The 13,921-nt window shown below is 64.8% G+C and carries 16 protein-coding genes; 8 read left to right on the top strand and 8 right to left on the bottom strand.

What is annotated here, in order from left to right; translation table 11 throughout:
- Positions 1-35 precede the first annotated feature (35 nt).
- On the bottom strand, positions 36-470 hold the full coding sequence (locus I0K15_RS07885) for an antibiotic biosynthesis monooxygenase family protein (RefSeq protein WP_196104898.1): 435 nt from the start codon (positions 468-470) through the stop codon (positions 36-38).
- 90 nt (positions 471-560) lie between these two features.
- Here I0K15_RS07885 and I0K15_RS07890 point away from each other — a divergent pair, with 90 nt between their 5' ends.
- On the top strand, positions 561-1,523 hold the full coding sequence (locus I0K15_RS07890; RefSeq protein WP_196105412.1) for an alpha/beta hydrolase: 963 nt from the start codon (positions 561-563) through the stop codon (positions 1,521-1,523).
- Positions 1,524-1,749: 226 nt separating this feature from the next.
- On the top strand, positions 1,750-2,301 hold the full coding sequence (locus I0K15_RS07895; protein ID WP_196104899.1) for a glyoxalase superfamily protein: 552 nt from the start codon (positions 1,750-1,752) through the stop codon (positions 2,299-2,301).
- A gap of 109 nt (positions 2,302-2,410) precedes the next feature.
- Here the strand turns inward: I0K15_RS07895 and I0K15_RS07900 are convergent, their stop codons facing one another.
- Genes I0K15_RS07900 through I0K15_RS07920 form a run of 5 tightly spaced genes read right to left on the bottom strand, consistent with a single transcriptional unit; the run spans position 2,411 to position 6,494 of the window.
- Positions 2,411-3,184, bottom strand: coding sequence for an ABC transporter permease (locus I0K15_RS07900; RefSeq protein ID WP_196104900.1), 774 nt, complete (start codon positions 3,182-3,184; stop codon positions 2,411-2,413).
- A complete protein-coding gene (locus I0K15_RS07905; RefSeq protein WP_196104901.1) occupies positions 3,181-3,759 on the bottom strand; it encodes an ABC transporter ATP-binding protein in 579 nt (192 codons plus the stop codon). The genes I0K15_RS07900 and I0K15_RS07905 overlap by 4 nt, the downstream gene beginning before the upstream one ends.
- Positions 3,753-4,550: an ABC transporter ATP-binding protein gene (locus I0K15_RS07910; protein ID WP_196104902.1), complete on the bottom strand. Its 798-nt coding sequence runs from the start codon at positions 4,548-4,550 to the stop codon at positions 3,753-3,755. The genes I0K15_RS07905 and I0K15_RS07910 overlap by 7 nt, the downstream gene beginning before the upstream one ends.
- Complete coding sequence (locus I0K15_RS07915) at positions 4,543-5,544, bottom strand: FecCD family ABC transporter permease (RefSeq protein WP_196104903.1); 1,002 nt, start codon at positions 5,542-5,544, stop codon at positions 4,543-4,545. The genes I0K15_RS07910 and I0K15_RS07915 overlap by 8 nt, the downstream gene beginning before the upstream one ends.
- The gene (locus I0K15_RS07920; RefSeq protein WP_230374346.1) at positions 5,541-6,494 is read right to left on the bottom strand and encodes a FecCD family ABC transporter permease; all 954 of its coding nucleotides are present in this window, start codon (positions 6,492-6,494) and stop codon (positions 5,541-5,543) included. Before I0K15_RS07920 ends, I0K15_RS07915 begins: the two co-directional genes overlap by 4 nt.
- A 180-nt stretch (positions 6,495-6,674) precedes the next feature.
- Between I0K15_RS07920 and I0K15_RS07925 the strand changes: the two genes are divergently transcribed.
- Positions 6,675-7,574, top strand: coding sequence for an ABC transporter substrate-binding protein (locus I0K15_RS07925; RefSeq protein ID WP_196104905.1), 900 nt, complete (start codon positions 6,675-6,677; stop codon positions 7,572-7,574).
- A 3-nt stretch (positions 7,575-7,577) separates the two neighbouring features.
- Here I0K15_RS07925 and I0K15_RS07930 read toward each other — a convergent pair whose 3' ends face one another.
- Both I0K15_RS07930 and I0K15_RS07935 read right to left on the bottom strand, forming a co-directional pair.
- Positions 7,578-8,306 (bottom strand): IclR family transcriptional regulator, encoded by a 729-nt coding sequence (locus tag I0K15_RS07930; RefSeq protein ID WP_196104906.1) that lies wholly within the window; start codon positions 8,304-8,306, stop codon positions 7,578-7,580.
- A complete protein-coding gene (locus tag I0K15_RS07935) occupies positions 8,299-8,628 on the bottom strand; it encodes an acyl-CoA thioesterase (protein WP_230374392.1) in 330 nt (109 codons plus the stop codon). The genes I0K15_RS07930 and I0K15_RS07935 overlap by 8 nt, the downstream gene beginning before the upstream one ends.
- Positions 8,629-8,802: 174 nt before the next feature.
- Here I0K15_RS07935 and I0K15_RS07940 point away from each other — a divergent pair, with 174 nt between their 5' ends.
- From I0K15_RS07940 to maiA, 5 genes are read left to right on the top strand one after another with little or no spacing between them, the layout of a single operon-like run.
- On the top strand, positions 8,803-9,942 hold the full coding sequence (locus I0K15_RS07940) for an FAD-dependent monooxygenase (RefSeq protein ID WP_196104908.1): 1,140 nt from the start codon (positions 8,803-8,805) through the stop codon (positions 9,940-9,942).
- Complete coding sequence (locus I0K15_RS07945) at positions 9,942-11,516, top strand: benzoate-CoA ligase family protein (protein ID WP_196104909.1); 1,575 nt, start codon at positions 9,942-9,944, stop codon at positions 11,514-11,516. The genes I0K15_RS07940 and I0K15_RS07945 overlap by 1 nt, the downstream gene beginning before the upstream one ends.
- Entirely contained in the window at positions 11,513-12,562 is a 1,050-nt protein-coding gene (gtdA, locus tag I0K15_RS07950; protein ID WP_196104910.1) for a gentisate 1,2-dioxygenase, read from the top strand. The genes I0K15_RS07945 and gtdA overlap by 4 nt, the downstream gene beginning before the upstream one ends.
- Positions 12,559-13,254, top strand: a complete 696-nt coding sequence (locus tag I0K15_RS07955; RefSeq protein ID WP_196104911.1) for a fumarylacetoacetate hydrolase family protein — start codon at positions 12,559-12,561, stop codon at positions 13,252-13,254. The genes gtdA and I0K15_RS07955 overlap by 4 nt, the downstream gene beginning before the upstream one ends.
- The gene (gene maiA, locus I0K15_RS07960; protein ID WP_196104912.1) at positions 13,251-13,895 is read left to right on the top strand and encodes a maleylacetoacetate isomerase; all 645 of its coding nucleotides are present in this window, start codon (positions 13,251-13,253) and stop codon (positions 13,893-13,895) included. Before I0K15_RS07955 ends, maiA begins: the two co-directional genes overlap by 4 nt.
- Positions 13,896-13,921: the final 26 nt, after the last annotated feature.

Consider the following 13,921-nt stretch of genomic DNA (forward strand, 5'->3'; position numbering starts at 1 on the left):
TGCTTCCCAAGGCCCGGTCGCTGGATCTGGACCACTCAGATCTCGATTCTCCCACAGATGAAGTCGTGCTCCATCGGCTCGGCGAGGAGCACGTTACGCTTCGCGTGCATGTCCTTGTGAACCGCGTTCTGTTCGATCGCGACCCAGTCATCCCTCGATTCCCAGAAGGTGACATGCATGAACGTTCCGGGCGTCTTCTCCTCCTCGATGACGTTGGAGTGGGTGAGCCCTTTTGGCTTCACCGAGGTTTCGTAGCCTTTCATGAGGTCAATGAATGCGTTTCGGTTCTCCGGCGCGACAACGAACTTCCCAATGTGCATGAACTCTTCGGACATCACTCTTCCTTTCTGAACGGGTGGCGAGATGCTGGCACAGCCTGCTGCAGCCGGGTTGAGCGGCATCAATCCGTCGGCAAACGGGAATGCGACAAAGGCTTCTTGCGAAACGTTGTCCACCGAGACCGTGGGCATTAAGCTTCCGGCTGAGCAAGCACCTGCACTGCCAGCCGGAAACCGATCAGCCCCCCGCAAAGTCGACAAGGGCGGGAACAGGTGGCACCTATGCTCGCTTCTCCATTCCCGAACTGGAACGTGCTCGCTCTTGGTGTCGTTGCGAGCTTACACTGCCATATAGTTCAAGCCGATATCATCGAGATCCCGGGTCCGGGCGGTGCGCTTGCGGGCGAGCGCGTTCTCGTCGAGGGCGCCGCGCAGGTCGTCGTGATCGTCCCCGGCTCCGGGCCGATCGACCGCGATGGGAACGGAGCGCAGGTCGGGCTGCACTCCGACACGTATCGACTGCTGGCAGAGGCTTTGGCCGATCAAGGCATCTCGTCGATCCGCATCGACAAGCGTGGGCTTTTTGGAAGTGCTGACGCCGTCACGGATCCAAACGACGTGACCATCGCTGAGTACGCGGACGACGTCCTTGCGTGGGTGGAGACAGCGCGCGAAATCGCGCCCTGCGTCTGGGTCGCTGGTCACTCTGAAGGCGGCCTCGTGGCCCTCACGGCCGCGGAGCGGGAGCCGGAGGCGATCTGCGGGCTGGTGCTTCTGGCGACGGCCGGACGGCCAATCGGGCAGCTCATGCTGGAGCAGATGCATGCCAACCCTGCAAACGCGGCCTTGATGCCGGATCTGGAAGCCATCATGGCGGATCTGCAGATTGGGCGCACGCGCCCGCTGGACCAAATCCCCGAGGCACTTCGCGCGCTGTTCTCGCCGAGCCTCCAGCGCTTCATGATCGATCTTTTCAGCCACGATCCGCTCGAGCTCGCGAGAACATGGAGCGGCCCGGCTCTCATCATCCAGGGACGCGCTGATCAGCAGGTCCGCCCCCTCGACGCAACCCTTCTGAACGGCGCCATGCCGCAGGCCGATCTCCAACTGATCGAGGGCATGACGCACATGCTGAAACCTCACGTGCCGGGCGCGCCGCTCGCGACCTATACCGACCCCTCAATCCCTCTTCACCCCGCCATCGGTGCGCTCATGGGCGTCACACTCAAGGGAGCGTTGGATTGAGCGGAGGTCCGGCAAGACGGTTCGCTCCACATATCCCAGCGCCTGATTTACGCAGCATGTGAAAAGCATTACCCTACGCTTGGCTTCGATGTAGCCAGCCGCTTGCGCCCACCGGGTTTGGTGAATGCATCGCCTGTTCCTCACGATCCTTCGGCTTTTCGGCGAACGGGTCGGTAATGCAAGCACCGATCATCTCCGTTCGCACTGAAAGCAAAGGATCATATCCATGCGGACGTATCTTGATGCGAAGGCGATGGCCAAATCGCTACGTACATCCATGGCTGAGCGGCAAATCGACCTGACCCACAGCGAATGCCTCGAACTGGTGTCCCGGCAATTCGGGCTGAACGACTGGAACGTTCTCTCTGCAAAAATTGATGTCGCCCAAGCCGCACGGCCGGCGGTCGATCTGAAGGTGCCGATCCCCATCCTGCGCATCTTTTCGCCGGCCAAGGCCACCGAGTTCTACGTTGATTTCCTGGGTTTCGGCGTCGATTGGGAGCACCGTTTTTCAAAGAATGCGCCGCTCTACATGCAGATTTCCCGGGGGCAGACGGTGCTGCATCTCAGCGAGCATCACGGCGATGCCTCCCCTGGTGGAACAGTCTTCGTATGGATGGAAGGGATCGAGGCCTATCACGCTGAGCTGATCTCGAAGAACTACGCCTACAATCGCCCTGGGATCGAGGATGCACCTTGGAACGCGCGCGTCATGCACGCGCTCGATCCGTTCGGAAACAGGTTGCGTTTCAGTGAGCTCAAACAGAGCGGACACTAGTCTGAGCTACGCACCATCTGCCGGGCCGGTTGGAGGATGCCCGCCAGCCCGGCGTTGATATCCTGCGAGGAGGTCGATGATGCGAAACCCTCTGCGGAGATTACACGGGTCATCTCATCCGAAACCGCTCCCGCTCATCGGTCCAGCGGCGCAGTTCGAGGGCGATGTTCGCGCGGATGCTGATCGCCGTGACCGCGGCGATCAGCGCCATGATCAGGATCTGGTAGCGGATGGCCTCCGCTGGGTCGGCACCTGCGATGATCTGGCCCGACATCATACCGGGGATCGTCACCATGCCGGTTGCCGCCGTCGCGGTTACCACAGGCAGCATTCCAGCGATAACGGCCTGTCGTGCGATGTCGCGCGTCGCCTCGGTAAATCGACGGCCGAGCGCGAGTTGTGCTTCGACCTCGGCGCGACCGTCTCGCAACATGCGATGCAGGGTCGTGACGGCCACGGCGCTACCGGTGATCGAGGAGCCGACGGCCATGCCGAAGATCGGCACCACGAGCCGCGCCTCGTACCACGGATCCGGGGATACGGTGAGCAGCACGCTCGGCAAGGCGACCAAGGCGCCAGCCGCCATGAGAATCGCGACAGATCTCAGGATCACTTGCCTCTTCCGCAGGCCGCCGACTCGGTAGGCCGTCTCTAGCCCGCCCAGCAATGCGATCGCGGCCAGCGCCAGCACCGTCGTGAACGGATCGTTGCGGGCCAGAAGCCAGCCGAGAATTGCAGCAAGGATCGCGAGCTGCAGCGCCATACGAGCGAAGGCGGTGATGAGCTGCCGTGGGAGCCGCCGGTCGATCGCAACGACAAGAGCCGTCGCGGCAATCAGGGCCGCGATGAAAACCAGCCCTGAGGTCCCGATGGAAGGGATCATCCGGTCAACGCCTCCAGCGACACCCGCCGGGCGCCAAGCCGCTCGGCCTGTTGCGGGTCATGAGACACGACAACGGCACAACGCGTGGTCCCCACTTGGGATGCCAACCAGCCTTCGACACGTGCGGTCGCCTCCGGGTCCAATGCTGATGTCGGCTCATCGAGCAGGAGCACATCCGGCATGGGTTGAAGTGCTCTGAGCAGGGCCAGCCGCTGCCGCTCCCCGGTCGATGTTTCGGTGACGGAATGCTCCAGAAGACTGACGTCGAGGCCCAATATATCCAGTTCGTCGCGATCGGGCGGCTCTTCGAAATGGTCGCCGACGCGCGGCGCCCACCAGGCGGGTTCGGCAGCACAGTAACGGACACGCGCCCGCCAGTCCGGTCCCGGCATGTCCCCGCGCCTCCGCCCGCTCAAAACAGCGTCGCCTTCGGCGGCATCGAGATCGGCGAGGGCGCGCAGCAGGCGACTCTTTCCGCTGCCGGACGGGCCGGAGATGCAGAGGATCTCGCCGGGGTCCAGCCGAAAGGTGAAGCCGGACCCGCCGGGCCACCGGAGATCCCGCACCTCTAGCATGCGCCCTCGCGTGGATAGGTAAGGCACAGCGGGCGGCCGGTCCTTGGGTCTCTCATGATCGTGCAATCCACGTCGAAGACCGACCCGATCAGTTCCGGATGGAAGAGGGTCTCGGCGTCGCCCTCCGCCACCACCCGCCCCTCTTTCCAGAGCACGATGTTGTCTGCGTGGCGAGCGGCGAGGTTGAGGTCGTGCAGGACCATCACGATCGTCCGCCCGTCCTCCCGGTTCAGGCGTGCAACGAGGCTCAGAAGGTTGTGGGCATGGGCGACGTCAAGGTGATTGGTCGGCTCGTCGAGCAGGATCGCCGGGGCGTCCTGTGCGATGACCATCGCGATCCAAGCCCGCTGAAGCTGGCCGCCGGACAGTGCCCCGAGCGCTTCGTCGGCACGTCGGCTCAGGTCGCAAAGGGCCAGCGCCCGATCCACAGCCTCGATATCCGCCGCCGAGGGTCCGCCAAAGCGGGCACGGTGGGCGAAGCGGCCGAGCATGGCAAGCTCCCGAACCGTGAGCTCTTCCGGCGCGGAGGGGGCCTGACCGAGCATCGCCATCTCGCGCGCCAGCGCTTTCGCGGGCCACGCGGCGAGCGGTTTGCCCGCAACCTCGATCGCCCCGTTGCTCAGCCCGACCAGGCGGCGGAGCGCCTTCAGCGCCGTCGACTTTCCGCTGCCATTCGGGCCACAAAACGCGTTGATCCGACCCTGCGGCAGTCTCAGCGACAAATCGGCGATGACCGGCGTTCGGCCGTAGCCGATATCGGTGCGCTCGAACCGGGCGAAGGGGTCAGACATGGGCAGGACGTCTCAGCAGCAAGTAGAGGAAGTAGGGTGCTCCGATCAAGGCCGTCACCAGCCCGGTCGGAAGCTCGATCGGGGCAAAGGCCAGCCGAGCCACGATGTCGGCGCACAGCACGATCGTCGCACCAAGCAGCGCCGTCGCCGGCAGGTGCAAGGCGGCGCGTGGCCCCACAAGCCGGTGGGCCGCGTGCGGCGCGATGAGCCCAACAAAGGCGATCCCGCCAGCGAAGGACACCGCCGCCGCGGTCAGCACCGCCGCCATCGCGAGCGCCACGATCCGGGTTGCAATGGGCCTCAGCCCCGTTGCCATCGCGCTCCCACCATCAAGCAGCATCTGATCGAGCGGACGCAGCATCAGGACAAGCGCGGGCGCAGCGATGGCCAGCACCCCGGCCAGCACGGCCACGTCCGCCCAGTGCGCCTGATGCACCGAGCCCGCCAGCCAGATGAGAGCCTGTCCAGCCCGATAGACAGGTCCCGCAATCATCAGGAGGGTCGCGATCGCAGCGCAGAATGCAGCGACGGCGACGCCGTAGAGGATCAGCTCCCGCGCCTGCCAGCCGCGTCGCTGCGCCAGAATGCCGATCACGGCCGCGGCGGCGAAGGCACCGAGGGCCGCGGCCACCGGCTGCCATGCGATGGACACCGTCAGCGCATTTGCCTCATCGGAGAACACCAGCAGGAAGACAAGCACGCCGACCGCCCCTCCATCGACCAGCCCGAGCACCGCCGGCGACGCGAGGGGATTGCGCGTGGCGCGCTGGAGGAGCGCTCCCGCCAAGGCGAGGGCAGCGCCAGCCAGCAAAGCCAAAAGGGCACGGGGCGCCCGAAGCGTGCTGACGATGATCGCATCGGTGCGGCTCCCTTCCCCGATCAGCACCGCGAGGATCCTCTCGGGCCCGATCCACGAGCTCCCTAGCCCGATGGCGGCAGTGAGGGCCATGAGCAGCCCGAGGCCGAGCGCGGGGATGGCAGCGGACCGGCTCATGCTTCGGCCCGTCCGGCGCGGCGGCGATCGAGGAGCACAATCAACGTCGGCGCCCCGAGCAGAGCAAGCAGGACACCCACCGGCGCTTCGCCAGGCATGATCACCATGCGCGCCGCGACATCGGCAAGAAGACAGGTCAGCGCGCCGAGCAGAGCTGCTATGGGCAGCAGCTGCGCATGACCGCGCGCGCCCATCAGACGGGCCAGATGCGGTGCGAGAAGGCCCGCAAACGCGACCGGTCCTGCCAGCGCGACGCAAAGACCGGCCATCAGCGCGGCGAGCCCAAGACCCACCAACCGCGTCCGCGTCACCGAGACGCCTATGGCCTGTGCGGCCTCGTCCGACAGCGCGAGCGCATCCAACGCACGGATCATCGGCACCAGCGCGACGGTGGTCAGAAGCAGGAGGGACGCGCCTGGCAGGAGCACCTCCACAGGTCGATCGGCAAAACTCCCTGCGAGCCAGAACAGCAGCGCCTCCAATGCCTGCTCATCCGTCACCAGCAGCATTTGCGTCAGCGAGGCGAGCAGTGCTGCCACGGTGACACCGGCAAGAAGCACCTGTCCGGGCCCCACCGCGCGTGCCGAGAGGGCGAGACCGAAGACCAGAAGGCTTGCCAGCACCGCACCTGCCGCCGCAATGGCGCTGAGCAGCAGAAAGGTCTCGACACCGAAGAGGCTGAGGGCCGCGACCAGTGCGAAGGCAGCACCTGCATTCACCCCCATCAATCCCGGCTCGGCCAGCGGATTGCGCGTGCAACTCTGCATGACCGCCCCCGCAATGCCCAGCGATGCGCCGACGAGACAGGCAAGCACCGTGCGCGGCACGCGCAGGTTGCGGATCACGATATCGGTCGTCTCATTCGACGGAGAAAACAGCGCCGTAGCGACGTCTCGGGGGCCGTACATGTTCAAGCCAAGATGCAGGCTCGCGATCGCTGCCAGCGCCAAGAAAGCTCCCAGAATGAGCAAGCGCGCTGCCACTGGCTGATACCCGACTGTTTCACTTGGTATTGACTCGATTTCCGCGAGCCGTCAAGAAATCCGGTAAACCCAGACGCAAGGCAGCCTGCGCAACCCACGTCTCCACCATGCAATCCAGCGCCCGTTCCGGGCCGGTCGGAGCATATCATGCGGTTGATCGCCTTCACCTTTTCGTCCCTCCTCTGCGCTGTCGCGGCCATCGCCCAACCTGTCGAACACGCGATGGGAACGACGGAGGTGCCCGAGGATCCACGACGCGTCGTCGTGCTGACGAACGAGGGGACGGAGGCGCTGCTCGCCCTCGGCATCACGCCAGTGGGAGCGGCACAGTCCTGGACCGGCGATCCGTGGTACGACCACATTGATGCGCAGATGAGCGATGCCGCTCCTCTAGGCAAAGAGAACCAGGTCAATCTCGAACTGCTGGCCGCGCTTGAACCCGATCTGATCCTCGCCAACAAGCAGCGACACGAGGAGATCTACCCTCAGCTCTCCACCATCGCCCCGACTGTGGTGTCGGAGCGTCTACGCGGCGACTGGCGCGCGAATTTCGAGCTCTATGCGGAGGCCGTGGGCGAGGCGCAGACGGGTGCGCGCCTCCTTGCCGCGTTCGATGAGCGGGTGCAGGATCTCACCGACGCGCTCGGCCCCCGTCTCGATGAGGAGGTCTCCGTCATCCGCTTCATGCCCGGGCACATCCGGATCTACCAGAAGGACAGTTTCTCAGGTTTCATTCTTCAGGAGATCGGCTTCGCCCGGCCCGAATTGCAGGACGTGGACGAATTCGCGATGCGCGTGGGCAAGGAGAGCATTCCGCAGATGGGTGGCGACCGCATCTTCCACTTCACCTATGACGCAGGCGACGGCGAGGGTCTCGCGAATGCCGAGGATGCGCTGTCCGACCCGCTCTGGCAGGCGCTGCCCGCCGTTCAGCGCGGTGATGTCGTTCCTGTGAATGACGCGGTCTGGAACACCGCAGGCGGCATCCTCGCGGCCAACCTGATGCTCGACGACATCGCGCGGATCTATGATCTGCCCGAGCAGTGATCGTCAGGACGCGGCGAACGCCACCAGCCTCATCCTGGCCGGATGCTCTTCATCCAGAAGATCGCGGGTGGTCGAGATCAATGTGACGACGGCCGCCGGGCGCGACTGGAGATCGAGGATCGGCGCGGCAAGCGCGAAGAGGCCAGGGATGAAGTCCTGATCGGCCATCGCGAGGCCAGCTTCGCGAACGCTCATACGCAGATCACCGAAGTCTTCGAGGGTGCGCTCGGGTGCTTCGGCTGCAACAACGTCTGTCAGCAGCCGGTCCGGCATATGAGCCATGAAGGCATGCCCTGTTGCCGACCGTGTAACCGGCAGAACGGAGCCGAGCCCGAGCATCGTGACGAGCGGTACGGCTGCCTTTTCCCAGCGCACGATCGTCGGGCCGAGATTGCCCCAGACGGCGAGCAGGGCCGTGAATCCTGTGGCCTCCACCAGTTCGGGCAGCGCATCGGCGGCCCGGTTCACCGGATCGATCCGTGCAATCGCGGCGGTTCCGATCTCCGCCGCGCGCGGACCGAGGTCATAGCTACCGCTTCGGCGATGCTGAACCATGCCTGTCTCGACGAAGCTCGCCAGATAGCGATGCACCTTGGCGGGTGCCATCCCGACCTCGGCTGCGAGTTGTGAGAGCGCCATAGGACCAGGGTGGCGCGCAAGAGCCGTCAGCAGGTTGACGGAGACCTCCACCGATTGCACGCCGCGGCCGCGGGTCGGGCTCTGATCAGTCACGATAGGTCTCCAGCAAAGCTCGGATCTTCGGTGGAAGAGGTGCCTTGGTGATGCCACCGTCAGCCTCTTGGCGGACGCATACCCGATCTTCGCGTCCCTCGGCAATCGCGCGACCTGTATCGGTGAAGGCGTAACCGAGCGAAAAGCTGGACGTGCCCATCCGAGTGATGCGTACGGACAGGTCGAGGTGAGCATTGGGGCGCGCTGGCGCATGGAACGTTGCGCCGGCGTCGCGCAAAGGCGTTGCGAAGACTCCATGCGCTGGAAGCGCCGCCTGATCGAACCCAAGCGCTGTCGTCATCTCGTGAAAAGCCGAATCCATCCAGCGAAAGAACGTTGGATAGAACACGATGCCGGCCGGATCGCAGTCCCCCCAGTCCACCAAGCGCTTCGTTTCAAAAGGCAAATCGCCGCTCCCTCTCGGATCTCTTGACTTACGTATAATGTAACTGATTACGTATAGGAAGATGCCAGAGAGTGTCGCGAGGAGGAAGCCATGAGGATCGCCGTGATCGGCGCAGGCCCAGCCGGGCTCTACGCCGCCATTCTGCTCAAGCGGATGCGGGCTGATCTGGAACTCCGCGTCTACGAGCAGAACCCGCCGGATGCGACCTTCGGCTTCGGGGTGGTCTTCTCGGATCAGGCGCTCGATTTCCTGAGGGCTGATGACGCCGACACGGCGGATCTGATCGAGCCGCATATGCAGCGCTGGTCCGACATCGTCCTCAACCATCAAAGGACCCGGATCACCATCGACGGCGTCGGCTTTGCCGGGATCGGGCGCCTCGAACTGCTGCAACTCCTGCGTCAGCGGGCAGCGGAACTCGGCATTCATCCCGAATACGGCGCGCGGATCGGTGTTGACGCGCTGCCCGACGCTGATCTCGTCATCGGCGCCGACGGGCTGAACAGCATCATCCGGGAGGCCGCACCGGCCGCGTTCGGCGCACGGATGGAAGAGCTGGACAATCGGTTTGTCTGGTATGGCGCCGACCGCGAATACGATGCGCTCACGCAGACCTTCATCGAAACGCCACATGGGCCGATGAATGCGCACCACTACAGCTACGCGCCCGGGCGCTCGACCTTCATCATCGAGATGGGGCCTGACACATTCGCCTCATCAGGCTTCGCGAACATGCCCGAACCGGACTACCGGGTCGCTTGTGAGGTCCTCTTTGCGGAGCATTTGGAGGGCGCGTGCTTGATCCCGAACAATTCGGTCTGGCGCCGCTTCCCGAACCTCTCATGCGAGACCTGGCATCACGGTAACCAGGTCCTGATCGGGGACGCTTTGCACACCGCACACTTCTCCATTGGCTCCGGCACGCGGCTCGCGCTGGAGGACGTGATCGCGCTGGCGCGTGCACTTGAGGACGCCGATTGGAACATATCCGCCGCGCTGCCGGCCTATCAGGCGGCGCGGGCTCCGGTGCTTGCCAAGATCACTTCGGCGGCCCGCCGCTCCGCCGCTTGGTACGAGGATTTCGGCGACCATATGGCGCTCGACCCCTGGCCGTTCGCACTGAGCTACATCCGCCGGGCAGGCCGTCTCGACAGCGCCCGCCTCCGCCAGCTGGCCCCGGATTTCAGCGCGGCGCTGGAAGCCCGTGGCATCAACTTGGAGGCCGCGTGATGACACCCGAAGCCCTCGCCGATGCGACGGAATTCGTGCTGCCCGAGCGCTACAACGCGTCGCGTCTGCTCTGGGATAACCTGCCGGAGCGCGGGGACCGCACCGCGGTTATCCACGAGGGGGACCGGCTGACATATGCCGAGCTGGCGGCCGAGGCGGCGCGGATCGGCAACCATCTGCTCAGCCTTGGATGCAGACCCGGCGAGCGTGTCCTTCTCTTTCTGGATGACGAGCTCGCCTATCCGGCGGCGATCATGGGGGCGATGCGCGCCGGGCTGGTGCCGATGCTCATCAACACCCTCTCGCCCGCCGACCTCATCCGCTTCTTTCTGGAGGATAGTGAAGCGGTCGCTGCTCTCGTGTCCGAGCCGTTCGTGGGGCTCTTTTCCTCGGGAGCCATGGAGGGAACCCAGTGCAGGTATGTGCTCTCTGCAGCCGATCGGCCTTGGGCGGAGGCGCCCACTGTTCTTGAGGAATATCCTACCGGTCGCCGCGATATGGCGTTCTGGATGTATTCCTCCGGTTCGACCGGACGTCCGAAAGGCGTGGTCCACAAGCATGAGGATGCCGCCTATACGGCGCACACCTATGCGCGGCGCATCCTGCGCATCGGTGCTGGAGATGTCTGTTTTTCCATCCCCAAGATCTTCTTCGCCTATGGCTTTGGCAACTCGGTGACCTTCCCTATGAGCGTCGGGGCGGCGGCTGTTCTGCTCTCCGGCCGCCCGACGCCGGAGCGGTGCTTTGCCGCCATACGCAATGGGCGTCCGACGCTGCTTTTCGGGTTGCCGACGCTCTACACCGCACTCGCCGCGGATCCCGGGATCGAGACGGCGGACATGTCCAGCGTCCGGCTCTTCATCTCGGCTGCTGAAGTCCTGTCCTCAGAGCTCGCCCGGGACTGGAAAGGCCGGTTCGACCGCCCGATCATCGAGGGGCTCGGCTCCACAGAGATGCTGCACATCTACCTGTCGAACGATGCGGACGAGCAGCGCGCGGGGTCTGCCGGGCGCGTCGTGCCGGGCTATGACGTCCGGCTCGTGACACCTGAAGGGCGCACCGCAGAACCGGGCGAGGAAGGTGTCATGCAGGTCATGGGCCTGTCAGGCGCGGAATTCTACTGGAACCGCCCCGACAAAACCGCCGAGACGATGAAGGATGGCTGGCTCGACACGGGCGACCGTTTCATCCGGGATGCCGACGGTTTCTACTTCTTCCGGGGTCGGGCAGACGATCTCGTCAAGGTGTCCGGGCAATGGGTCCATCCGCTGGAAATCGAGTGGGTGCTGAACGACCACCCCGATGTTCGGGAGGCTTGCGTTCAGGCGGTCGAGCTCCCTGACCGCCGTTTGACCATCAAGGCCTGGATCACGCCCGTGGACACCGGCAGCGACGCGCTCGCCCGCGATCTGCGTGCCTATGCGAAGTCCCGCCTGCTTCCCCACAAGTACCCGCGCGAGATCGTCTTCCTCGATCATCTGCCGAAGACCGGGACCGACAAGATCGATCGGCAGGCGCTGCTGCGCATGAACGCCTCCGAAAACCCGCCCGCACAGACAGGAGAACTGACATGAGCCTCGAGACGCCGCCAGCCACGACTGCGGAGCGACAGGCCTTCTACGACGCGATCGAGCCCGAGTCGATGCGCGCTCTGTGGTCGGTCATGGCGGGGATCATCACGCCGGAACCAAGGTCCGACTGCGTGCCGGTCAAATGGTCTTACGACAGCGTCCGCGCCAGGCTACTGGAGGCGGCGGACCTAATTACCGCGAAAGAGGCCGAGCGGCGGGTTCTGATCCTGGAGAACCCCGGGCTCAAGGGGTCGTCGAAGGTCACGACATCTCTCTATTGCGGCATCCAGTGCGTCATGCCGGGCGAGGTCGCCCCGGCCCACCGGCACACTCAGTCCGCGCTGCGGTTCGTGTTGGAGAGCGCGGGCGGCTTTACCGCCGTGGGTGGGGAAAAGACCGAGATGTCGTTCGGCGATTTCGTCATCACGCCCAACTGGGAGTGGCACGACCACGGCAACGACACGGACGCGCCGATCTTCTGGCTCGACGGGCTCGACATTCCAGTGGTTCAGTTCCTCGATGCCAGCTTCGCAGAGGGACTGGGCGAGGACCAGCAGGCGATCACGCAGCCAACGGGGGACAGTATCGCCCGCTACGGCGCCAACATGCTGCCGCTGGGCTACGAGAAAGCGACTCCGACCTCGCCGATCTTCAACTATCCCTATGAGCGGTCGCGCGAGGCACTGGAGCAGATGCGCAAGGCCGAGGAATGGGATCCGTGCCACGGGCTGAAGATGCGCTACGCGAATCCGGTCGACGGGGGCTGGGCCATGCCCACCATCGGCACCTTCCTGCAGCTTCTCCCGAAAGGCTTCGCCACCACGCCATACCGCTCGACCGACGCGACGGTCTACGTCGGTGTGGAAGGTGCCGGGCGCGCCCGGATTGGTGATCAGGTCATCGAGTGGGCGCCGCGCGACGTGTTCGTCGTGCCCTCCTGGCACGAGGTCGTGCATGAGGCGCACGAAGACGCCGTCCTTTTCTCGTATTCCGACCGTCCGATCCAGGAGAAGCTGGGCCTCTTTCGCGAGCGGAGGGGCAACGCATGAGCTACGTCTTCCCGCCTCCGCCCCAGGCGAGCGTTGCGGTGCGCGGCACCGCTGACCGCTTTCCGGTCCGCCGGATCTTCTGCGTCGGGAGGAACTACGCGGCCCATGCCCGTGAGATGGGCCGCGACCCGGACCGCGAACCGCCCTTCTTCTTCACCAAGCCCGCCGACGCGGTCGTCGATACGCCCGCGACCATTCCCTATCCGCCGGAAACGGACAACCTGCACTACGAGATCGAGCTCGTGGTCGCCATTGGCCGGGCGGGCACGGACATTCCCGAAGAAGCCGTTATGGACCATCTGTGGGGCGCGACGGTGGGGATCGATCTGACACGCCGGGACCTCCAACTTCAGGCCCGGGAGCAAGGGCGCCCATGGGACTGGGGCAAGGCCTTCGATCGCTCTGCGCCCATGGCGCCTTTGGTGCCGATCGCAGGCGTTCCGAGCGTCGAACAGGGGCACATCTGGCTTGCCGTTGACGGTGAGGTGAAACAGGACGCGGATCTCTCCGATCTCATCTGGTCGGTACGCGAGCACGTCTCGATCCTGTCCCGCTCCATGGCGCTGGCACCTGGTGATCTGGTGATGACAGGGACGCCCGCGGGCGTTGGTCCGGTCGGTCCCGGCGACCGAATCACAGGCGCGGTGGATGGACTTGCCGAGATCGAGATTTCGATAGGAGCCCGGGCGTGACCCTGGTCCTCCACAACTTCTTTCGCTCGTCGACCTCGTTCCGGGTGCGCGCCGCGCTCAACATGAAAGGGCTGTCCTATGACTACGTATCCTATGCCCTCCGCAAGGGGGAGGCGCGTGCTCCAGGCTACCTTGCGCTGAACCCGCAAGGCTTGGTGCCTACACTGGAAACGCCTCGTGGGTCGCTGACGCAGTCTCTCGCTATCCTCGAATGGCTGGATGAGACCAGCCCCGAGCCACCGCTGCTTCCGGATGATGCGTGGGGCCGTGCGCGTGTGCGGAGCCTCGCGCACGCGGTCGCCCTCGACATCCATCCCGTAAACAATCTCCGGATCCTTTTCGCCCTACGGGACCGTTTTGGCGCCGATGAGGCCGCGCAGGCAGACTGGTTCCGCCACTGGGTCGCCGAGGGCTTCACTGCCATCGAGGCGCGCCTCGCGCAGGAGTCCGAGACCGGGTCGTTCTGCCATGGCGAGGTGCCCGGCCTCGCTGATCTGTGCCTGGTGGGACAATGCCTGAACAACCGCCGGTTCGACGTCGACATGTCGCCTTATCCAACGATCGCCCGGATCCACGCTGCCTGCATGGCGCTGCCTCCTTTTGCGGAAGCCGCACCCGAAAACCAACCGGACGCCGCCTAAGCGGCGCCAGCTCGAAACCGTCCATA

The organism is Pontivivens ytuae (genome assembly GCF_015679265.1).
GTDB lineage: Bacteria > Pseudomonadota > Alphaproteobacteria > Rhodobacterales > Rhodobacteraceae > Pontivivens > Pontivivens ytuae.